The sequence below is a fragment of the Flavobacterium kayseriense genome, assembly GCF_014305095.1.
GTDB classification, from domain to species: domain Bacteria; phylum Bacteroidota; class Bacteroidia; order Flavobacteriales; family Flavobacteriaceae; genus Flavobacterium; species Flavobacterium kayseriense.
This window is the reverse complement of record NZ_JACRUI010000004.1, coordinates 405342-426483: the sequence shown is the minus strand read 5'-3', so window position 1 is coordinate 426483 and position 21142 is coordinate 405342. Positions and strand designations below refer to the sequence as shown.

Below are 21142 nucleotides of genomic sequence, written 5' to 3'. Positions count from 1 at the left end.
TAGTTAGTATAGCTAAAAAAAAGTCTAAAAATCAATTGACTTTTAGACTTTTGCTATGATTTTTTGCTAATATTTAAATCTTTTCTTGGTTGGTATTGTCTGGTGAAGTCTCGACTGCGCTATGAAGTACCATTTGTGGAAACGGAATCTCGATTCCTTCTTTGTCAAACGCCACTTTTAGACGTTTGCGTAATTCGCCAGTCACTTCCCATTGTCTACTTGGAAGTGTCTCTCCTAAAATTTTTAACATTATCGCAGAATCAGCAAAATCATTTACACGCAAAAATTGTGGAGCAAGTAGAATAGCATGTTTCCAATCAGGGTCATTTGCTAAAGTAATTCCTACACTATTAATCACGCTGATAACATGCTCTAAGTTAGTGTTGTAACTCACACCCATATCTAGGTTGATTCTGGAAAAATCTTTCGATAAATTAGATACTTTTTTGATTTCGCCATGCGGAATGTGATGTGCCGTTCCGTCGAGATCGCGTAAAGTTGTTTTTCGCAAACTAATTTCTTGGACGGTTCCGCTTGCATTATCAAAACTTACTATATCACCCACGCGATATTGATTTTCTAAAATAATAAAGAGACCAGATATAATGTCCCTGATGAGGTACTGACCCCCAAAACCAAAAGCCAATCCCACTATTCCGGCTGCTGCTAAAATAGGAGCGATCTCAACTCCAAATTCCTCTAAAACCATCAAGGAAGCAATGATTATAATTCCAATTTTAGCCGTAGTATTGAAGATCTGAATTAAAGTATTTTCTCTTTTCTCTTCTGCCTCTTGGGATGATATTCCGTCTGGACGAACTGCAATTCGTACTGCTTTTTCTATAAAGCCTGTGACGATTTTATTTAGAATTATTGCTCCAATAATTATGAAAATTATTTTCACTCCATTAGTTAATAACCACGGAATTACTAATTCAGCATATTTGTCGAGATATTTGTTTGTGATTTCAGTCATGTAAAAATTTTTTGTAGTTGTGTGAAAAGTAAAAAGTCCAAAAATCAATTGATTTTTGGACTTTTTGTTAAGTAAGTAAGAACATTAATTTATAGGTTATAAATTAAATATCGTCAAAATCAATATCTGTAAAACTTGATGTTTGTGGTAATGCTTCTTCATCTGCAGAAGCTATTTCTACAGCATATTCCTTTTTAAAATCTTTTTGATGTCTCTCTGAGATTACTTCTTCTCCTTTGTGGTTTAAAACATAAGAGGTCATGTCTTCTAGGATTTCTGCAAAAGCAGCAAAGTCTTCTTTGTACAAATAAATTTTATGTTTTTTAAAGTGAAACGATCCATCTTCTTCAGTGAATTTTTTACTCTCAGTAATCGTAATGTAATAATCATCAGCCTTAGTTGCTCGTACATCAAAAAAATAAGTTCTTCGTCCAGCACGCAAAACTTTAGAAAAGATCTCTTCTTTTTCTAACATGTCATGTTCTCTCATAATCCGTTCTCTCAATTAAATGGTTGTTAATTAGTAATCAAAAATCTTAAAAATATATCTATTATACAACAATTACAGCAATTCTTTTTCTGAAAGTTGCTTTAGGTATAAAGACTTGTAATAACCTTCTTGATTTATCAACTGGTTATGAGAGCCTTGTTGAATGATTTTACCATCTTCTAGAATAATAATGGTATCAGCGTTTTTAGCTGATGATACCCGATGACTTACAATTAGAGTTGTTTTATCCTTACATATTTCAAATAAATTATTTAAAATCGCTTCTTCTGTTTCTGTGTCAACAGCAGATAAACAGTCATCAAAAAGTAAGATTGGGGGGTTTTTGATAATCGCTCTAGCAATCGATACACGTTGCTTTTGTCCTCCAGATAATGTGATTCCTCTTTCGCCTAATACTGTTTCATATTGGTTATTGAACCCCATGATGTTTTTATGTACCACAGCGCTTTTGGCTGCCGCCTTAACCTCGTCATCAGTGGCGTTTTCTTTACCAAATTTGATATTGTTTTTGATGCTATCAGAGAATAAAAAGGCATCTTGAGGCACGATTCCAATGCTGTTTCTAAGGTCAAAAAGGTTCAATGTACTGATCTCTTTCTGGTCGATTTTGATAGAACCAGTCGTGGTGTCGTATAATCTTGATATTAAAGAAAGAAGAGAGGATTTTCCTGAACCTGTTTTACCAAGGATTGCAATTGTCTCTCCTTTTTTTATAGTAAAACTAATGTCTTTCAAGGCTTCTATTTTAGTATCATTGTAGGTGAAACTTACATTTTCGAAAGCTATCGAACCTTCTATTTCTGACTTGTTTGTATTGTTGTTTTTGATTTCGGGTTGAATTTTTAAGAATTCATTCAATCTTTTTTGAGATGCTTCGGCTTCTTGAACCATTGAGGATACCCATCCTAAGGACGCAACGGGCCATGTTAACATGTTAACGTACAAGATGAATTCGGCTATGGTTCCAATACTTTTTATGGTGCCGTCGATATACATTATTCCTCCAAAATAAATAACCACTAGATTACTGATTCCTATTAAAGCGATCATTAATGGTCCAAAAAGAGACTGTACTTTAGCCAAGCTAAGACTTTTGTTTTTGCTTTCTACGGCCAAGTTCTCCATGTTATTTTGATGTTGCTCTTCAAGGGAATATGCTTTTATAACCCGTATGCCTGAGAAAATCTCTTGCGAAAAACTAGAAACTTTTGATAAATATTGCTGAAAAATAGTACTTCGTTTGTTGATCTCTGAACTAAGTTTGAAAATCCCGTAGGAAAGCAGCGGTAAGGGTAGTAGGGTGTATAAAGTAAGTCGTGGGGAAACGTTATACATGTATATAATTACAATAGCGAAACGTATAATGGTGTTGATCGAGTACATCACCGCGGGTCCTACATACATACGAACCTTAGAGACGTCTTCGCTTATACGATTCATCAAATCACCTGTTCTGTTTTGTTTGTAAAAATTTTGAGATAAATTTTCATACTGTCTAAACACTTCGTTTTTTAAATCAAATTCGATGTGGCGCGACATCACTATTAGCGTTTGACGCATTAAGAAAGTTAGGAAGCCAGCAATAATAGTTGTGGCTATAATTAGTAAAATATTTGAAATTAGCTCTTCTCTAATTACAGCTGAACTGATGTTTTTATCCTTGGCAAAAGTTTCAATCACTTTAAAGGACTGACTAATCAGCTTTGGTGTAAAGAGCATGAAGATTTGTGCGATAATTGTAAACACAATTCCTAGCGAAAAGCTGTATTTGTATTTGATGAAATATTTATTTAAATAACTTAATTCTTTCATTTTATTTAGGATATTCGCTAGTGAATATCTTATTTTTTAAGGTTAATCGTTGTTTTATTGCTAATTTTTAAAAGCGCACTTTGCTTTCTATTCTGTTAATAATACAAATATTAGAAACAAAACCTAAATATATTCATTTTTTATGTATTTTTGACTCGTCTTTTTGACAAATTCATAAAATCAATATCATAAAAATTAGCACTATGGATGCAACTTTCACAACTGGAAAGGAACTTCAAAAAATGGATCCCGTTTTTGGACAATTATCATTTGATGATCACGAACAAATTGTATTTTGTAATGACAAAGATACAGGATTAAAAGCAATTATTGGTATTCATAATTCGGTTATGGGACCTGCTTTGGGAGGAACGAGAATGTTCGATTACGCTAATGAATGGTCTGCCTTGAATGATGTTTTGCGTTTGTCTAGAGGAATGACTTTTAAAGCTGCAATCACAGGATTAAATATTGGGGGAGGTAAAGCCGTAATAATAGGCGATGCGAAAACTCAAAAAACTCCTGAGTTAATGCGTAAATTTGGTGAATTTGTACATTCACTAAGCGGTAGATACATAACTGCTGAAGATGTAGGAATGGAAACTAAAGACATGGATATCGTTAGGGATGTGACTCCTTATGTTACTGGTATATCTGAAGAAAGAGGAGGAGCAGGGAATCCATCTCCTGTAACTGCTTTTGGTGTTTACATGGGAATGAAAGCGGCTGCAAAACATAAATTTGGATCTGATTCACTTGCAGGAAAGAAAGTTTTGGTTCAAGGTATTGGTCACGTAGGTGAAACTTTAGTAGAGTATCTAACTAAGGAAGGTGCTATCGTAACTATCGCTGATATCAACGAAGAGAAGTTATATGAAGTTGGGAATAAATACAACGCTACAATTTACACAGGTGAGGACTTATACACTGCTGATGTCGATATTTATGCACCTTGTGCAATGGGAGCAACTATAAATGATGCTACTGTACACAAAATTAAAGCTAAAGTAATTGCTGGAGCAGCTAATAATCAATTAGCAAATGAAGATGTTCACGGTGCTATTTTACAAGAGAGAGGCATATTATATGCACCAGATTTCTTGATTAATGCAGGTGGGATCATCAATGTATATGCAGAATTGGCGCATTACGATAGAGCTGAGATCATGTCGAGAACGGAAAATATCTACAATACTACTTTGGAAATCTTAGATTATGCTGTTGCCAAAGGTATAACGACACATCATGCAGCATTAAATATTGCTCAAAATCGAATTGATCAAAGAAAGATCGAAAATAGTAAGAACTAATTTTACTACTCGAATACAAGAGCCATGGTTTTCTACTTTCATTGAAAACTGTGGCTTTTTTATGACCATATCAATTAAATAGTAAGGTTTGCCTTTTTTGTAATAGTTTAATTTTATTTTAAAAAAGGAAATTCTTATTTTTGCACTCTAATTTTATAAAAGTTCTTACAAGGTGGTAAACAGAAGACACATTCGCGTTAAGGTTATGCAATCCATTTATGCGATGCATCAAAATGGTTCAGATAATTTAGAAAAAGAAGAAAAGTTTCTTTTTCATAGTATCGATAATATTCAGGATTTATACCTTACAATGATTTCTTCCTTAATGGAAATTTGCAAAAAAGAAACTGAGTTTTTGCATAAATCAAGTTTAAAACATCTTGCAACTCCTGCAGAACGCAAGCCAAACGAAAAATTTATTAAAAATCGTATTTTCGAAATTCTTGCAGAAAACAATTCTTTAAGCATTGCTCTAGAAACACGTAAAATTGATGCTTGGCATTTACACGAGGACTACATTGTATTGCTCTTAAACGCAATCAAAGAGAGTACCTTTTACCAAGAATACATGAATAACTCATCTAGTTCTTTTGAAGAAGACAGACAACTTATTGGAGATCTATTCATGGAAATTATCGTTCCAAACGAAAAATTATATGAATTTCTTGAGGATGATAAGTTAACTTGGATCGATGATATTCCAATGGTAAACACGCATATTATCAAACAGTTGAGAGCGATGAAGCCTATCGAAGATGATAATTTTAGAGTACCAAAAGTATACAAAGATGCTGAGGATAAGGATTTTGTAAAAGATTTGTTTAGAAAAACAGTCTTAAATGAAGCTGCTTTGGCAAAAGAATTTGAAGACAAGACACCTAACTGGGATAGTGACCGTATTGCTGAAGTGGATACTATTATTTTGAAAATGGCTATTTGCGAATTTTTAAAATTCCCATCAATTCCGGTAAAAGTTACTTTAAACGAATATTTAGAACTAGCCAAAGAGTATTCTACACCTAAAAGTAGTATTTTTATCAACGGTATTCTAGATAACTTAGTAAAAGAACTAGAAGCTAATAAAAAATTAATTAAAGCCGGTCGCGGTTTAATGTAAGACTAATAAATAAAAAAGAGAATTAAAATTATGGAACAATTAACTCAATTTGCACCGTTTTTACTAATGTTTGTAGTAATCTATTTCTTCATGATTAGACCTCAACAAAAAAGAGCTAAAAATGAAAAGGAATTTGAAAGCACATTAAAAGTTGGCGATAAAATCGTTACTAAAAGTGGTCTTCATGGTAAAGTTGCTGAACTTGCTGAAACTACAGTAGTAATCGAAACTATGGCAGGAAAATTAAAAATGGAGCGTTCTGCAATTTCTTTAGAGATGAGTGCAGCAGTAGCTAAGAAATAATTTTTTAGATAGTAAATACAAAGAGTCCCATTAATAGTGGGACTCTTTTTTATTTATACTTATCATTTAAACCTTTGTTTTGTAAAATCATAGGCTTTATTTTCTCTATTCGAGCGTTTTTAGTTTCCTGTCTTTTTGCAGTTATTATATACTCTACAAATTCTTGTTGTTTCGCAATTGTAAAGCTTTCAAACGCTTTCGACAAATTCGAATCGTTACTTAATTCAGTATTTAATTCTACTGAAAGAAGAGTGGCTTTTTTTTGAGGCTTGCTACTTTTTCCTGATTTTTCATTAGTGATAGCTTCTTTGATATAAAGTAAAATGATTTCTTGATGTATTTCTTCTATATGTTGGAACCGCCATTGGCGCAAGGATTTAGTAACGCCTTTTTGTGCATTAACTAGAACATTATATTCGTCTTTCAAAAAAACACCATTGTAAAACCAAATTCCAAAATAAGTTTTAAAGCCACTTATTCCCAATACATTTTTACCGTTTAAAACATAAACTGGACCACCCCATTTGATGGTTTCTACTAATTCAGTTTGACCAATAATTTCCTTAAGTAGATTCAGTTCTACCGTCCAATTATTGTTTTTGTCCCAAATATGTTTTTTAGGTTCGAATGATTCCACTTATTTTTTCTTTTTAGTAGCAGGTAAACCAAAGTTAGGCAAAGCTGTCAACTCAGCAATTTTCACTATTACTTCTACCGCTTTTTGCATGCTTTCTACGGGTACGTATTCGTACTTTCCATGAAAGTTATGTCCACCAGCAAAAATATTAGGACAAGGTAACCCCTTGTAGGATAACTGACAACCATCAGTTCCACCGCGAATAGGTTTTATTAATGGTTTGATGTTTACTTCTTTCATTGCTTTTTCGGCAATGTCTACGATATGTTTAACAGGAACTACTTTTTCCTTCATATTGTAGTATTGATCTTTAATTTCTGTAATTACAATATCTTCTCCAAATTGCTTTGCAAATTTCTTGTTGATTTTTGCTGCAATTTTTCCAATCAATTCTTTTCTTTTCTCAAATTTGAGTTTGCTATGGTCTCTGATGATTAATTCTAAAACCGTTTCCTCGATGCTACCAGTTAGGTGATGCACATGAAAAAATCCTTCATAGCCTTTAGTTGTTTCGGGTGTCTCTTTTTTAGGTAGCGCATTAATGAAATCGTTAGCGATCAACATGGAGTTTATCATTTTACCTTTGGCATAACCGGGATGTACGCTTTTACCTTTAAATGTAATTTTGGCTCCAGCCGCATTAAAATTCTCAAATTCTAATTCCCCAATCTGACTTCCGTCCATGGTATATGCCCATTCAGCGCCAAATTTAGCCACATCAAAATGATGTGCTCCGCGACCAATTTCTTCATCAGGTGTGAAACCTACTCTAATTTTTCCGTGTTTGATATCTGGATTATTGATTAGAAATTCCATTGCAGTAACAATCTCTGTGATTCCAGCTTTATCATCAGCACCTAATAATGTAGTTCCGTCAGTTGTGATTAATGTTTGTCCTTTGTATTGCAATAAATCTTTGAAATAGCTTGGTGACAAAATGATGTTTTGTTCCGCATTCAATACAATGTCTTTACCATCATAATTCGTTATGATTTGTGGTTTTACGTTAGCTCCAGTAAAATCAGGAGTAGTATCAAAGTGAGAAACGAAACCTATTGTTGGAACTTCGTGTGTGACATTACTCGGTAAAGTCGCCATGATGTAAGCCTTGTCGTCTATGGTAACATCTTGCATACCAATAGCTTTTAGTTCGTCAACTAGTTGATTGGCTAAATCCCATTGTTTCGCAGTACTTGGGGTTGTTGTTGAGTTCGAATCTGATTCTGTGTCAATAGTTACATAACTAATGAAACGATCAATAATATGTTGCATAAATGTGTTTTTTTATTAGGACTGTAAAGGTACTACTTAAGACTGATGTTTTAAAACTCGATTTATAAGTGACGTTATACAGTCTGCTTTAGGGTTGGTTATTTCGTTGTTTCTTCTAATTTATTTTCAGCACCATATTTCATTGCTTTTACTTTTACAGTGCCATTTGCTTTAATTGTTACTAAAAATAAATTATTGTAATCTTCATCGGCAATGGTAGTAAATGGTTTCACACCGCCAGCAGCTTCAACTGTTTCTAGTACGGTATTAGAATGGCCAACTATCAGTATCGTTTTTCCATTATTTTTTTCTAGAATAGTTGGAATCGCTTTTTTCAAATTTCGTGAATCATACGGTTGAATACTAAGTTCGTGGTCATTTGCAGTTGATTGTCCTGTTGCTTTTGTTCGTTTATAATCAGTAGAGTAGATAGCCTCTATCTGCTTTTTTCTTAAAATTTGTGATAATGCTTTAGCTCTTTCGGTTCCTTTTGCAGTTAGTACAGGATCTTTTTCTTTAGGATCATCGGTCATTTTTTCGGCATGACGCACGATGTAAACTTTAGTCACTGCTTTGTTTTGAGCAAAAAAAGATAGTGACACTAATAATAAGAGTAAGGAGAGGTGCTTTTTCATTGTTTTATGTTTATTTCTGCTAATTTATTGCTAATAAATTAAAAAATAAAGATTAATAAGTTCTTTAACAGCCTCATTGTTTTTTTAAGTATAATAATTTATTTATCGGTTAGATAATTCTATTTTTGCAGCACACAACTACAATACTATGTACAAGCTACTTATTCGCCCTTTGTTTTTTCTTTTCGACCCTGAAAAAATACATTATTTCACTTTTTCGTTACTTCGTTTTACTTCAAAAATCCCAGGGTTTTCTGCTATTTTTCGTTCACTATATTTAGTTAATGATAAACGATTAGAAACAGAAGTTTTTGGTTTAAAATTTAAAAACCCTGTTGGTCTAGCAGCTGGTTTTGATAAGGATGCAAAGCTGTACAAGGAACTATCTAATTTTGGTTTTGGATTTATCGAAATTGGTACGTTAACACCCAAAGGTCAAGATGGGAATCCTAAAAAACGTTTGTTTCGTTTAAAGGAAGATTCGGCAATCATTAATCGAATGGGTTTTAATAATGGCGGAGTTCTTAAAGCGGTAGAACGATTAAAGGCCAACAACGGTGTTTTGATTGGAGGTAACATTGGCAAAAACAAACTGACTCCAAACGAAGAAGCCACATCTGATTATGAAATCTGTTTTGATGCACTATACAGTTATGTAGATTATTTTGTGGTGAATGTGAGTTCTCCTAACACACCTAATTTACGTGCCTTGCAAGACAAAGAGCCGCTCACACAACTGTTGCAGACCCTTCAGGATAAGAATTTGGCTAAACCAAAACAAAAACCAATTTTACTAAAAATCGCTCCTGATTTAACGAATGAGCAATTAATAGATATAATAGATATCATTGCCGATACTAAAATTGCAGGTGTGATTGCAACAAACACCACAGTCTCTCGTGAAGGTTTACAATCAGTGAATAAATCAGAAATGGGCGGACTGTCAGGAAAACCGTTAACAAAGCGCTCTACGGAGGTTATTCGTTTTTTATCTGAAAAGAGTAATAAAGCATTTCCAATTATTGGAGTAGGAGGAATACATACTGCTGCTGATGCAATCGAAAAATTAGAAGCAGGAGCTAGTTTAGTTCAACTCTACACGGGATTTATCTATGAAGGACCTGCTTTAGTTAAGGCGATAAATAAAGCTATTTTAAATAAGTTTTAAAATCATAGTTTTGTTATTATCAGCAAAGCGTACTTCTTATTAGAGATTATGCTTTTTTTATTTATAAAAATTTTCATAATCTTAGCCGTTGCCTATTTATTTGTTTTATTATCTTTGAAAATATATGAAACCAGTAAAAATTATAGAATGTCCACGTGATGCCATGCAAGGTATCAAGCCCTTCATTCCAACCGAAAGAAAAGTTGCTTACATACAATCCTTATTGCGTGTGGGTTTTGATTCGATCGATTTTGGAAGTTTTGTTTCCCCGAAGGCGATTCCGCAAATGGTAGACACTGCCGATGTTTTGGCACAACTGGATTTATCTCAAACCACTAGTAAGCTATTAGCGATTATTGCTAATACTAGAGGTGCCGAATTAGCTAGTCAGCATGCAGAAATTCAATATTTAGGTTTTCCGTTTTCTATATCTGAAAATTTTCAGATGAGAAATACACATAAAACAATAGCAGAATCATTAATAACGTTGACGGAGATTTTAGAAATAGCTGACCAAACCAATAAAGAGGTTGTAGCCTACCTTTCTATGGGCTTTGGAAATCCGTACGGAGATCCATGGAATGTAGATATAGTAGGCGAGTGGACCGAGAAAATGTCAAATATGGGCGTTAAAATTCTTTCGCTATCAGATACTGTAGGGAGTTCAACACCTGATGTGATAAGCTATTTATTTTCTAATTTGATTCCGAAATATCCAGATATCGAATTTGGAGCACACTTACATACCACTCCTGATAAATGGTTTGAGAAAATCGATGCGGCCTACAAGGCTGGTTGTGTGCGATATGATGGCGCAATTCAGGGTTTTGGTGGTTGCCCAATGGCTAAAGACGATTTGACAGGGAACATGCCTACTGAAAAATTACTATCTTATTTTACAGCAAATAAAGTAGAAACTAATTTGAACCCATTGAGTTTTGAAAGTGCCTACAATGAAGCTTCCAAGTTGTTTGGCGAATTTCATTAATTCTCATGTATTACAGCTTTGTTGTTTTAGGCAATAAGAGTTTTAGTAATGCGTTTTCATAGTAGTCAAATAATTTTTTCAATTATATATTAAAATGAAATACCACCGTTGTATCGCCTTTATTGGAATTTTTACATTAATTCTTTTTAATACTTCATGCTCGAGCGACCTGGATTTCAATCAAGTTAATGATGTAAAGCTAGAGCCTACCTACATCGCGAATCTCTCTTATTTTGATATTCAGGCCAACGAATTTATTGTAAATGGTTTAGAGCGCGATATTGCTTTTGATGCACAAAATTTTGATGTCTTTAGAGATAAATACTTTAAAAGTTATTTAAGAAAAGTGGACTTCTTTTTTGAAGTTGACAACACCATCGCTAGATCATTTAGCATTGATATTATTTTATTTGATCAAAATGATCAGGTCCTATATGTAAAAAGAATCACTATTCCTGCCTACACGGGTGTTCCCAACACGATCACTGATACAGATGTTTTTGAAAATACTAAGTTAGACCTACTCAAACAAACAACTAGATTAGGTTTCGCAATAGTTAAAAATCCGGGTGCTCCACTAACTGTAAATAGTACAGGGAATTTAAAATTAAGGTCTAGTGCAACAGTTTATTTAGTGATACAATGAGAAAAATATACTTATTTGTAATCCTATTTTCGAGTTTCTTCACCGTCGCTCAAAACAAACAGCTGTTGTATAACTTTACACCCATTCCGCAGTCTTTAATGACTAACCCTGGTGCCGATGTAAAATATAAATATTATTTCGGTATTCCTTTACTCTCAGGAGTATCCTTTCAAGTAGGTTCATCAGGATTTTCAGCTTATGATTTATTTGCTAATAATGGTATTGATTTTAATACTAAATTACGATCTGTCGTTTACAATGCCTCGCGTAATGATAAAGTAACGGTTAATGAGCAAATAGAACTTTTTAGTGGCGGTTTTAAATTGGGTGATTGGATGGAAAATAAAGGGTATATCTCCTTTGGTATTTACCAAGAGTTCGACTTTATTAGTTATGTTCCTAGAGATATTGCCATATTGGCTTTAGACGGTAATCGCGATTATTTAGGTCGCTCTTTTAATCTGGGAGATCTAAATTTAAAAGCCGAAATGGTATCGGTACTTCACGTTGGTTATCATAAAGATATAAATGAGAAATTAATTCTAGGAGCAAGAGCAAAAATCTATTCAAGTCCTTTTAATGCTACTTCTACAAAAAACTCGGGTTATATCTTGACAACTCCCGGTACTACTACATTTTACGACCAAGTCATTTATGCCGATATGCAATTAAATACGAGTGGAATTTCTAAATATCTAGATGAGGATTATGAAGGAGATGTCGTTGCCGATATTAGGAAAAAAGCATTATTTGGGGGTGATTTGGGCTTAGGTTTTGATGTGGGGTTTACCTATTATCCTCAAAAAAACAAGCAACTTACTGCCAGTCTAGTCGATATTGGATTTGTTTCGCACAGTAAAGATGTCGAAACTTATACCTATAAAGGAATGTATCAATATGAAGGAGTAAATCCCAACTTTACAGATGCTAATGTGCCAAAAAACATATACGATGAGTTTAATGATGCAATTCCCTTAGATACGCTCTATAACAAATACACTACGTGGAGACCCATGAAATTTAATGCCTCTTATCAGTACTCCTTCAATAATAATCAAGGACGAGAGGATTGTAGTTGCAGCGCTGATGATGATGCTTATAAAACGGCAGTGGGAGCACAATTATTTGTAATGACGGCACCTCGAGCACCTCTAATGGCACTTACTGGCTATGTTAGACACCGCGTGATAAAAGGGTTAGATTTAAAAGCAACCTACACTGTCGATTCCTATTCCTCGAGCAATATAGGTTTAGGCATGGCAGTAAATGCAGGTAAATTTAATATGTATGTTTTAGCAGACAATCTATTAGAATACCGAGATCTCTCCAAAGCCAATAGTTTGTCTTTACAATTTGGTTTTAATTTTGTTTTTAAAGACAGTAATGATCCTCCTTAATTTATATTTAAGAAGCTTCTTCCAGCTATTCATTGCAAGCACTCCATTAAAATCCTCTTTTTAAATACTTGTAAAAGAGCTTCCTTTGGTCGCTTTTTACACGCTATAAAAAGGAAGGATTCTAATTATTGTGGCTTTCCATTACTATCTGGGCTAGGGCTTTAAGGCTTGAAATAGCAGTCAATACAGCTGCTTCTTTATTATTGAAATTCATTTTAGAACTATTCAAGATAATTTTGTATATTTGCACGCAATTCAACAAGAAATTGCACCATGATAGCACACAACTCCAAGATTATCGGCGAAGGTCTAACTTACGATGATGTTTTACTAGTACCAAACTACTCGAATGTGCTTCCCCGCGAAGTAAGTATCAAATCAAAATTTTCACGAAATATAACGCTTAATGTTCCTATTGTATCCGCAGCTATGGATACAGTAACAGAATCTTCTATGGCTATTGCTATGGCTCAAGAAGGAGGAATAGGTGTTTTGCATAAAAACATGACTATTGAGCAACAAGCTGCCAAAGTACGTAAAGTGAAACGTGCAGAGTCTGGAATGATAATAGATCCTGTTACTTTACCGCTTACCTCTACAGTAGCCGATGCAAAAAGTGCCATGAAAGAATACGGAATTGGTGGAATTCCAATCGTTGATGAAAATCAAAAGTTGAAAGGTATTGTAACGAATAGAGATTTACGTTTCGAGAAAGTAAACTCAAGACCTATTATTGAGGTAATGACAAAGGAGAACCTTATCACAGTTGCTGAGGGTACTTCACTTGAACAAGCAGAGGTGGTGCTTCAAGGTCATAAAATCGAAAAACTACCTGTAGTGAATGATGATAATAAATTAGTAGGTTTAATCACTTTTAGAGACATCACTAAATTAACTCAAAAACCTATTGCTAATAAAGATGTTTACGGTCGATTACGAGTTGCAGCTGCTATAGGTGTAACTGGTGATGCAGTAGAAAGAGCAGAAGCATTAGTAAATGCAGGTGTAGACGCTATTATTATTGATACAGCTCACGGCCACACACAAGGAGTGGTAAATACCTTGAAAGAAGTAAAAACCAAATTCCCTCAAATAGATGTTATTGTAGGTAATATTGCGACGCCGGAGGCAGCATTATTTTTAGTAGAAAATGGAGCTGATGGAGTAAAAGTAGGAATAGGACCTGGTTCAATTTGTACCACTCGTATCGTTGCAGGTGTTGGGTTTCCTCAATTCTCAGCAGTTTTAGAAGTCGCTGCAGCATTAAAAGGAACTGGTGTTCCCGTTATTGCCGATGGTGGTATTCGTTACACCGGTGATATTCCTAAGGCTTTAGCCGCAGGAGCCGACTGTGTAATGCTAGGTTCGCTTTTAGCCGGAACAAAAGAATCTCCGGGTGAAACTATTATTTTTGAAGGTAGAAAATTTAAATCCTACCGTGGGATGGGGTCTGTTGAAGCAATGGAAACAGGTTCTAAAGACCGTTATTTTCAAGATGTTGAAGATGATGTGAAAAAACTAGTTCCAGAAGGAATCGTAGGCCGTGTTCCTTACAAAGGAGAATTAAATGAAAGTATGTTACAGTTCATTGGTGGTCTTCGTGCAGGAATGGGTTACTGTGGCTCAAAAGACATTCCAACTTTGCAAGAAACAGGACGTTTTGTTCGTATTACTGCTAGTGGAATCAATGAAAGTCACCCGCACAATGTAACAATTACTAAGGAAGCTCCTAATTATTCTAGATAAGGACTATGATATAAAATAAGTAAGGCTGTCTAAAATAACTATTTAGACAGCCTTTTTTATGCATAGGAACGCTTATTATTCTTTTTTGAAGAGTTTTTCAAAAGCATCATACACAGCTAAGTGCAAAGCGTCGCCGTGATTTTGTTTTTCAAAAAAAGAAAAGTAAACAGTTGTGCTATTCTTTTTTTGTCCGTTTATTTTGTCATACAACGCTTTTGCAGTTCGTTCCATAACATCTCCCTCTTTCCCCACAGCAATATATACTGATTTTTTAGAAGAATAGCTTGTTGCTTGCATTGCTATCAGCGATTCGTTGTCCCACCACAAGCTTGGACTGACAATAATATAATTGTCAAAAAGAGTTGGCTTTTTAAACAAAATTTCTGTGGCTAGTAATCCACCGAGAGATTGACCAATCAGTGTTCTACTTGATGAGGTCCGGAAGTTACTATCGATATAAGGTTGTAATTCTTTCTCAATGAACTGAATGAAATCAGCTGATTTTCCAGTAGTAGGAAAGTCGTTTTTATCCTTTTGAACTTTGCTTGGAAAAGTGAAATCCCTTTTTCGATCGGTATTCGCAATTCCAACAATTATTGTTTCTGGAAGCATGTTAATCCATGAAAAAGAGCCAAATTGAACTAAGCCTACAATATGTATGAAATCCTCGTCTAATGATCCATCAAGTAAATAAATTACTGGGTACTTTTTAGTTGATTCAGTACTATAGCTTGGTGGTAAGTATATATTTAGAATACGGTTTTCCTTTAAAATATCCGACTTGAATTCTCGTGTTTCTCCAATCGTTATAGGCAGGGAATTACTTAATTTTAATTCTGTTTGCGCCCACGATGAATTCAATATAAATAATGCTAAACAAATTACAAGTAATTTTGAACGTTCCATAAATCTTTTTTTTACGTTTACTCTAGAGTGTTTTGGGTTAAATCATTTTAGCAATTGTAAATTACTTGAGTTAATTTGTTTTACTTATTTGTTTTTTTAAAAATTTTAAAGTCAAATAGAAATAGTCCAATTCCCGTTGCGCAAATAGCACCAGCTAAAAAACCAAGACCTTTAAATTCTATTGCAGAAAAGTTGAACAGTAAACCAATAATAAGTAAAACTGCTCCTACTATTTTATCTTTTGACATATTACGTCTATTTGTGATCTTAAAAAGCGAGTTTTTCCATTTGAAAAAACTCGCTTTGCTATAGCCCCATTTACTAATTTTAAAGGAAAGTAACGCAATCAATAATTAATCGTATAAGCTTCCCTGATTTAGCGTATGGTAGCCAAGTTAGTTGACTGTTTATTTCGTATAAGCTAAAAACAAGCATTCATACAACTAGAATGATGTTCTAGATATCTCAATTCCTGAAGGATAAGAGATATTTCCTGAATCTTCAGCTGTAATATAGATTTCTTTTACTTTGAATGGAGTACTTGTTTTTAAAACAGCTTTTTGTCCGTTTTTACTATACAATAATCCAATGTTTTTTGTCCCATTATCTTCTGTGGTTATCCACACAACATAGCTGCTTTTTGGTGGATCAAGTCGTTCTGCACTAGCTAGATTTTTAGCGGTAACTTCAATTGTAGTATTGTTGTTTTTGTCTGTTGAAGTTTTTGCAACTATTTCTGCTGCCGGTGTAACTGTTGATGTTGGAAACTTTGCAGTAGATCCACATGCACTTAGAATAACTATCAATGCAGCTGCTATAAAGTATTGTATTTTTTTCATCTTTTTATAAATTTGATTTTTTTCCTCCGTTACAGGTCTGGGAAATTTACCTCGACTGTTTGTAATTTACTTTTCATTAATCATAAAATAATTTTTAACAGATTAACAAATTTATCTGTATGGCAATAGACTCAATCAGTCCTTTAAAGATAAGAAAAATAAGAACAATTTGCAAATAAATTAACTTTATATTTGGGCTATCCTTTTTTATGTAGTTATGCTATATTTGCTGTATATTTAGTAGTAATGAAAAACACTCAAACAAAAATTTTCTTGGTTTTTTCTATACTTTTATTTTTGTCAGGAGTTTTTTTTTATTTTCACAAAGATAAAAGTCTTGATTTTTTTAATGAAGTAGGTAAAACGGAAATTGATAAATCTTTTATATTTAAGTATAATAAAGCAGAGGATTATGCTCTTAATCATTTGTATAAAATTGATTCTGTAGTTGCAAATTCTAATCTAACTCTATCTTCGAAAGTTAAAATTTACGATTACAAGAAATATTTTTATGAAGTTATCATTAAAGATTATCAAACTGCGCACCGCTATGCCGATTCTGCCTTTGTTTTAGTAAGAGATCAAGATCCAAAAAAACATAAAGATGACTTTGCGATGGCGTACCTTGGCAAAGGAGATGTGTATTACAGTCAAAATAAGTTTAACGAGGCTTTTTACTTTTACTATAAGGCGAGACAATTTGGTTTAAAATATTTTGATAATTGTATTAAATCTGATTATAGTTATAGGATTGGTATGATTTATTACAAGCAAGGTTTCTTTGAAGATGCCAGATTGAATTTCAGTCAAGCATTAATTGAAATTGGCAATTGTGAGGATAGCTTTGATAACTACTACCGGAAACAAGAAATTTTATCAAATATCGGTTTATGTTATTTTCATTTAAAAAATTATGACAGCGCAGGTTCCTATTACGATAAAGCACTACAATATGTGCAATCGAACTCCTCTAAATACACGAATAAAAAAAAATCGAACGAAGAAGCTAAAGGCGTTATTTATGGGAATATCGGAAATGTTTATCAAGAAAAAGGAAAATTAGCTCTTGCTAAAGAGGCGTATACAAAGAATGTAAACATTAATATGAGGGCTACTTATGATATTGCTAATGCTCAGCTAAGCTATATTAGTTTGGCAGAATTGTTATTAAGTGAGAAAAAAATGGACAGCGCCTTCGTTGCTCTTAACAAAATTAAGAGTTCTTTTGATAAAGTCAGTACAAAGAAAGGTGAAGTAGAGTGGAACAGGGTAATGTGGCAGTACTATGTGCAAGGGGGAAATAGAGTAGAGGCTTATAAATATTTAGAATCTTTTCACAATAAAAAGGAACAGTGGTTAGCAACTGATATTGCAGATAACCAAATTGACTTAGCGGATCAATATGCTTTATTTGAAGACCAACGTAATGCAGAGAATTTGAAGGCCGAAAATAGCCTTAAAAATTTATATCTTTTTATCACCATTTTTATAGCAATTGTAGCTACTGCTTTTCTTGTATTTATTTGGATTAGTTGGAGAACTTCAAAGAAAAATGTTTCTAAATTAAATAAATTAATGGGAACGATTCTTACTCAAAATGGGGAACTTGAATTTGCTTTTATGTCTTTGTCTGAAAGCACTTCAGCTAAGGAGAAATTGATAAAGTTAGTAGCCCATGATTTGAGAGCTCCATTAGCTTGCATGAGCATGGTGACGACATTGATAGAGGAGGAAGAGAACGAAACCGAACGAAGTACATTAATGACGTTAATGAAAGATTCTTGTAATACTGCATTAGGGCTTGTTGATGAAACGCTAAAATCAAGTTCAGATCCCACATCCTATGAACTAAAAAGGAATATTGGAATTAATAGTTTTATTATTGAATGTATACCTTTATTAGAAATATTAGGCTTAAAGAAACAAATCAGAGTTTTAACTGATCTACCTGAGAATGAGATTTTAGTCAATTTAGATAGCGGAAGATTTAAAAGAGTTATTAATAATCTTGTAGTAAATGCTATTAAATTTAGTTTGCCTGGATCAAAAATTAAAATATCAGTTACGCAAGAAAACAATGTAGTCATCATCGCTATAAAAGATCAAGGCGTAGGAATTGCCTCGGATCAATTGGTTTCGCTATTTGATGGTAGCGACACTTTTAAACGAATTGGGACCAGTGGCGAACCCTCTTATGGTCTTGGCTTGTCCTTTTGCAAGCATGTCGTTACTGAACATAATGGTCATATTAGAGTAAATAGTTTGGAAGGTAAGGGTAGTACATTTTATATACAATTGCCTACTGCCGAATAGAAATGGATATGTAAAATCACTTGATATATACTATTCAATAATAGTACTAATTGCATCACTGTTCGAAGGTAATTGTAATCAGTGTGTTCAAAAATTCAGCAATACAATTTACCAGAATTTACTCTTTAAACAGGGTGTTCATCAACTTATTATTACCTACTATCCACAAAATGTCATTTCTTTCGAGTATTATGTTCGACTCAGGATTGAGTAAACGCTTACCATTTCGTTCTATCCCTACAACTAATCCGTTCGTGAGTTCACGAAGTTTTGACTGTCCAATACTTTGTCCTATAAAGTCTTCGTTTTGGAGCTCAATTTGCTTTAAAATTACTTCATTAGTAACTTTCTTTGGAACTTCGATTTCATGCTTTCTTAAAAATTGTGCAAATTCTTTCACTTGCTCATCTGATCCAATAACACAAATCTCATCTCCAGGGAAAAGTCTTTCTGTTTTATTAGGAATTTGAATCATGATTTCTCCCCGCTTGATAAAAGCAATGTTTACCCCCATGAGTTCTCTAATACGAACTTCTCTCAAGGTTTGCCCCGCTAAATTGGATTCTTTAGCAATGGTAAAGGTGCTCATATGGCCATCCCAAGGGGTAAGATTGGCATAACGGCGATCAATTTTTTTCTCTTCTCTGTCGTTTAGGTTTTTTAGAAAGTGACTTTCTATTTTGTGGTATTGCTTGTGCAGTTTCTTTGGGAAAAAGGCATAGATAGCAATTGCAAAAACTAAAGCGATAAAAGCAACGGTAGGGGAGAAAAATATATTTAAAAGAAAACCAATATAAAAAACAGCAAGCCCCATTCTAAAGAAAATTAGCATCAGGATTGGACCTCTATACTTTCTTTCCTTGTATAGTATTTCTACTTCTTTTACAGCAACACGACGTAAGGACAATGCCCATAAAAAAGGAGCAATTACTATTATTGTGATTAGTGCAGCAATTGCATTTCCGAATTTTGATGATTCTACTAAAGGCAATATGTATTTACTAGAAATGAGGATAATTGAAGTAATGATAATCGTATGTAAAACAATCTGCAATAAGTGAGTCCTGATTACGATTTGCCACGTACTCACAGATCGAATTGCTTGAGCATTAGAGCTATATCGCTCAATGCGTTTGGTCCATCTACGAGGAAGTGCCTTTTCTAAATAGCCTGAAAACGGCACTGCTAGTTTTACCATAAATGGTGTAGTAAAAGTTGTTACAGCCGATACAGCTACCACTACAGGATATAAAAAGGAACTCGTCACATTCATTGTCATTCCAAGCGTTGCAATAATAAAAGAGAATTCCCCTATTTGTGACAAACTCATTCCTGTTTGAACGGATTGCTTTAAAGGTTGCCCTGATATTAAGGCACCAATAGTTGAACTTATGGATTGTCCAAAAATAACAACCAATGTCAAAATCGCTACAGGCAAAGCATATTCTACAAGAGTAGTAGGATCAATTAACATCCCTACAGATACAAAAAATACAGCCCCAAATAGATCCTTGACAGGTTTGATCAAGTGCTCAATTCGTTCCGCTTGTGTAGTTTCAGCAATGATAGATCCCATGATAAACGCTCCTAAAGCAGGAGAAAACCCAACATTTGATGCCAGAATTACCATCATTAAGCACAAAGCAAGGGATATAATTAGTAACATCTCATCAGTCAATAAGTGCTTTGCTTTTTTTAATAATGTCGGTATAAAAAAGATACCTCCAATAAACCAAGCGGTCAAGAAAAAGATTAATTTCAAGACAGAATACAGTAATTCACTACCCGAAAACTGTTGGCTAACAGCTACTGTAGATAGCAATACCATCATCAAAATAGCAACAATATCTTGTACAATCAGCGAGCCTATAACTATACCTGCAAATTTTTGTGCTTTTACTCCAAGCTCATCAAATGTTTTTAAAATAATAGTGGTCGAGGAAATTGAGAGAATCACACCCAGGAAAATAGAATCCATTTGTTTCCACCCCATCCAGGTCCCCACAAGAAAGCCCATCAATACCATGACAATAATCTGGGTAACGGCCGTGATGGAGGCGGTGCCCCCAACTTTCATTAATTTTTTAAAACTAAACTCAAGCCCAAGGCTAAATAGTAGCACGATTACACCAATTTCTGCCCATACTTCGACGCTTTTAAGATCTTTGACCGAAGGGAAAAAATCAAAATGATTCCCAGCGAGAAATCCAGCAATTAAGTATCCTAGAACTAGTGGTTGCTTTATTTTTTTAAATAAAAGTACAGCAATACCTGCAGTCATTAGGATTAGCCCTAAGTCGCTTATTAATGGTTCCAAATGGGTGGTAGCTTCGGCTACAGTTGCTGCAGTACTCATATTTTTTATTTGTAGCTATTCCAGCTTTTCACTTCAAGCTTTTAGTCAAAAAACTTTTTTATTAGGCAATGTCAGGAGTTTCCGTTGGTCACTCTGCCATAAGCCATAAAAATAGTTTTTTTTCTGCTAGGCTTTCCATTCCAATCTGGGCTATGCTTTGGTTAATTATATTTTTTCTAAGAGAAATTTATTACTCTCTTAAAAAAAAAG

At 34.0% G+C, this 21142-nt stretch carries 19 protein-coding genes; 9 read left to right on the top strand and 10 right to left on the bottom strand.

Annotated features, from left to right (window positions below; translation table 11 throughout):
• Nucleotides 1–73: 73 nt before the first annotated feature.
• The 3 genes from H8R22_RS13145 to H8R22_RS13135 form a co-directional block, all read right to left on the bottom strand.
• Entirely contained in the window at nucleotides 74–976 is a 903-nt protein-coding gene (locus tag H8R22_RS13145) for a mechanosensitive ion channel family protein (protein ID WP_187010844.1), read from the bottom strand.
• A 103-nt stretch (nucleotides 977–1079) separates the two neighbouring features.
• Complete coding sequence (locus H8R22_RS13140; protein WP_187010888.1) at nucleotides 1080–1466, bottom strand: PUR family DNA/RNA-binding protein; 387 nt, start codon at nucleotides 1464–1466, stop codon at nucleotides 1080–1082.
• Nucleotides 1467–1538: 72 nt separating this feature from the next.
• Nucleotides 1539–3299, bottom strand: a complete 1761-nt coding sequence (locus H8R22_RS13135; RefSeq protein WP_187010843.1) for an ABC transporter ATP-binding protein — start codon at nucleotides 3297–3299, stop codon at nucleotides 1539–1541.
• Nucleotides 3300–3502: 203 nt separating this feature from the next.
• On the opposite strand from H8R22_RS13135, the gene H8R22_RS13130 reads away from it, so the two are divergent.
• The 3 genes from H8R22_RS13130 (at nucleotide 3503) to yajC (ending at nucleotide 6029) form a co-directional block, all read left to right on the top strand.
• On the top strand, nucleotides 3503–4609 hold the full coding sequence (locus tag H8R22_RS13130; RefSeq protein WP_317171764.1) for a Glu/Leu/Phe/Val family dehydrogenase: 1107 nt from the start codon (nucleotides 3503–3505) through the stop codon (nucleotides 4607–4609).
• A gap of 205 nt (nucleotides 4610–4814) precedes the next feature.
• Nucleotides 4815–5726: a transcription antitermination factor NusB gene (gene nusB, locus H8R22_RS13125; RefSeq protein WP_187010886.1), complete on the top strand. Its 912-nt coding sequence runs from the start codon at nucleotides 4815–4817 to the stop codon at nucleotides 5724–5726.
• A gap of 30 nt (nucleotides 5727–5756) precedes the next feature.
• On the top strand, nucleotides 5757–6029 hold the full coding sequence (yajC, locus tag H8R22_RS13120; protein ID WP_187010842.1) for a preprotein translocase subunit YajC: 273 nt from the start codon (nucleotides 5757–5759) through the stop codon (nucleotides 6027–6029).
• A 49-nt stretch (nucleotides 6030–6078) separates the two neighbouring features.
• Here the strand turns inward: yajC and H8R22_RS13115 are convergent, their stop codons facing one another.
• The 3 genes from H8R22_RS13115 to H8R22_RS13105 form a co-directional block, all read right to left on the bottom strand.
• Nucleotides 6079–6666 (bottom strand): YdeI/OmpD-associated family protein, encoded by a 588-nt coding sequence (locus H8R22_RS13115; protein ID WP_187010841.1) that lies wholly within the window; start codon nucleotides 6664–6666, stop codon nucleotides 6079–6081.
• Nucleotides 6667–7938: a peptidase T gene (pepT, locus tag H8R22_RS13110; protein ID WP_187010840.1), complete on the bottom strand. Its 1272-nt coding sequence runs from the start codon at nucleotides 7936–7938 to the stop codon at nucleotides 6667–6669.
• A gap of 98 nt (nucleotides 7939–8036) precedes the next feature.
• Nucleotides 8037–8573 carry a phosphoglycerate mutase family protein gene (locus H8R22_RS13105; protein ID WP_187010839.1) on the bottom strand — a complete coding sequence of 179 codons (537 nt, stop codon included), beginning with the start codon at nucleotides 8571–8573 and terminating at the stop codon, nucleotides 8037–8039.
• Between the two features lie 148 nt (nucleotides 8574–8721).
• Here H8R22_RS13105 and H8R22_RS13100 point away from each other — a divergent pair, with 148 nt between their 5' ends.
• From H8R22_RS13100 to guaB, 5 genes are all read left to right on the top strand, one after another.
• The gene (locus H8R22_RS13100) at nucleotides 8722–9741 is read left to right on the top strand and encodes a quinone-dependent dihydroorotate dehydrogenase (protein WP_187010838.1); all 1020 of its coding nucleotides are present in this window, start codon (nucleotides 8722–8724) and stop codon (nucleotides 9739–9741) included.
• A gap of 124 nt (nucleotides 9742–9865) precedes the next feature.
• Nucleotides 9866–10729 carry a hydroxymethylglutaryl-CoA lyase gene (locus H8R22_RS13095; RefSeq protein ID WP_187010837.1) on the top strand — a complete coding sequence of 288 codons (864 nt, stop codon included), beginning with the start codon at nucleotides 9866–9868 and terminating at the stop codon, nucleotides 10727–10729.
• Between the two features lie 94 nt (nucleotides 10730–10823).
• The gene (locus tag H8R22_RS13090; protein ID WP_187010836.1) at nucleotides 10824–11375 is read left to right on the top strand and encodes a hypothetical protein; all 552 of its coding nucleotides are present in this window, start codon (nucleotides 10824–10826) and stop codon (nucleotides 11373–11375) included.
• Nucleotides 11372–12772, top strand: coding sequence for a DUF5723 family protein (locus H8R22_RS13085; RefSeq protein WP_187010835.1), 1401 nt, complete (start codon nucleotides 11372–11374; stop codon nucleotides 12770–12772). The genes H8R22_RS13090 and H8R22_RS13085 overlap by 4 nt, the downstream gene beginning before the upstream one ends.
• A 273-nt stretch (nucleotides 12773–13045) precedes the next feature.
• Nucleotides 13046–14518, top strand: a complete 1473-nt coding sequence (gene guaB, locus H8R22_RS13080) for an IMP dehydrogenase (protein ID WP_187010834.1) — start codon at nucleotides 13046–13048, stop codon at nucleotides 14516–14518.
• Nucleotides 14519–14593: 75 nt separating this feature from the next.
• Here guaB and H8R22_RS13075 read toward each other — a convergent pair whose 3' ends face one another.
• The 3 genes from H8R22_RS13075 to H8R22_RS13065 all read right to left on the bottom strand — a co-directional run bounded on the left by H8R22_RS13075 (nucleotide 14594) and on the right by H8R22_RS13065 (nucleotide 16263).
• On the bottom strand, nucleotides 14594–15424 hold the full coding sequence (locus H8R22_RS13075; RefSeq protein WP_187010833.1) for an alpha/beta hydrolase: 831 nt from the start codon (nucleotides 15422–15424) through the stop codon (nucleotides 14594–14596).
• A gap of 80 nt (nucleotides 15425–15504) precedes the next feature.
• Entirely contained in the window at nucleotides 15505–15672 is a 168-nt protein-coding gene (locus tag H8R22_RS13070) for a hypothetical protein (protein WP_187010832.1), read from the bottom strand.
• Nucleotides 15673–15867: 195 nt separating this feature from the next.
• Nucleotides 15868–16263, bottom strand: coding sequence for a hypothetical protein (locus H8R22_RS13065; RefSeq protein WP_222616925.1), 396 nt, complete (start codon nucleotides 16261–16263; stop codon nucleotides 15868–15870).
• Nucleotides 16264–16509: 246 nt separating this feature from the next.
• Between H8R22_RS13065 and H8R22_RS13060 the strand changes: the two genes are divergently transcribed.
• On the top strand, nucleotides 16510–18576 hold the full coding sequence (locus tag H8R22_RS13060; protein ID WP_187010831.1) for a tetratricopeptide repeat-containing sensor histidine kinase: 2067 nt from the start codon (nucleotides 16510–16512) through the stop codon (nucleotides 18574–18576).
• A 118-nt stretch (nucleotides 18577–18694) separates the two neighbouring features.
• Here the strand turns inward: H8R22_RS13060 and H8R22_RS13055 are convergent, their stop codons facing one another.
• Nucleotides 18695–20932 (bottom strand): cation:proton antiporter domain-containing protein, encoded by a 2238-nt coding sequence (locus H8R22_RS13055; RefSeq protein WP_187010830.1) that lies wholly within the window; start codon nucleotides 20930–20932, stop codon nucleotides 18695–18697.
• Nucleotides 20933–21142 lie beyond the last annotated feature (210 nt).

What these genes read in the sequence shown, in the direction of transcription:
- H8R22_RS13085 (WP_187010835.1), top strand. Translation starts at nt 11,372, where the DNA reads ATGAGAAAAATATACTTATTTGTAATCCTATTTTCGAGTTTCTTCACC.
- H8R22_RS13135 (WP_187010843.1), bottom strand. Translation starts at nt 3,299, where the DNA reads ATGAAAGAATTAAGTTATTTAAATAAATATTTCATCAAATACAAATAC.
- H8R22_RS13090 (WP_187010836.1), top strand. Translation starts at nt 10,824, where the DNA reads ATGAAATACCACCGTTGTATCGCCTTTATTGGAATTTTTACATTAATT.
- H8R22_RS13100 (WP_187010838.1), top strand. Translation starts at nt 8,722, where the DNA reads ATGTACAAGCTACTTATTCGCCCTTTGTTTTTTCTTTTCGACCCTGAA.
- yajC (WP_187010842.1), top strand. Translation starts at nt 5,757, where the DNA reads ATGGAACAATTAACTCAATTTGCACCGTTTTTACTAATGTTTGTAGTA.
- H8R22_RS13060 (WP_187010831.1), top strand. Translation starts at nt 16,510, where the DNA reads ATGAAAAACACTCAAACAAAAATTTTCTTGGTTTTTTCTATACTTTTA.
- pepT (WP_187010840.1), bottom strand. Translation starts at nt 7,938, where the DNA reads ATGCAACATATTATTGATCGTTTCATTAGTTATGTAACTATTGACACA.
- H8R22_RS13140 (WP_187010888.1), bottom strand. Translation starts at nt 1,466, where the DNA reads ATGAGAGAACATGACATGTTAGAAAAAGAAGAGATCTTTTCTAAAGTT.
- nusB (WP_187010886.1), top strand. Translation starts at nt 4,815, where the DNA reads ATGCAATCCATTTATGCGATGCATCAAAATGGTTCAGATAATTTAGAA.
- H8R22_RS13075 (WP_187010833.1), bottom strand. Translation starts at nt 15,424, where the DNA reads ATGGAACGTTCAAAATTACTTGTAATTTGTTTAGCATTATTTATATTG.
- H8R22_RS13145 (WP_187010844.1), bottom strand. Translation starts at nt 976, where the DNA reads ATGACTGAAATCACAAACAAATATCTCGACAAATATGCTGAATTAGTA.
- H8R22_RS13055 (WP_187010830.1), bottom strand. Translation starts at nt 20,932, where the DNA reads ATGAGTACTGCAGCAACTGTAGCCGAAGCTACCACCCATTTGGAACCA.
- H8R22_RS13105 (WP_187010839.1), bottom strand. Translation starts at nt 8,573, where the DNA reads ATGAAAAAGCACCTCTCCTTACTCTTATTATTAGTGTCACTATCTTTT.
- H8R22_RS13065 (WP_222616925.1), bottom strand. Translation starts at nt 16,263, where the DNA reads ATGAAAAAAATACAATACTTTATAGCAGCTGCATTGATAGTTATTCTA.
- H8R22_RS13130 (WP_317171764.1), top strand. Translation starts at nt 3,503, where the DNA reads ATGGATGCAACTTTCACAACTGGAAAGGAACTTCAAAAAATGGATCCC.
- H8R22_RS13070 (WP_187010832.1), bottom strand. Translation starts at nt 15,672, where the DNA reads ATGTCAAAAGATAAAATAGTAGGAGCAGTTTTACTTATTATTGGTTTA.
- H8R22_RS13095 (WP_187010837.1), top strand. Translation starts at nt 9,866, where the DNA reads ATGAAACCAGTAAAAATTATAGAATGTCCACGTGATGCCATGCAAGGT.
- guaB (WP_187010834.1), top strand. Translation starts at nt 13,046, where the DNA reads ATGATAGCACACAACTCCAAGATTATCGGCGAAGGTCTAACTTACGAT.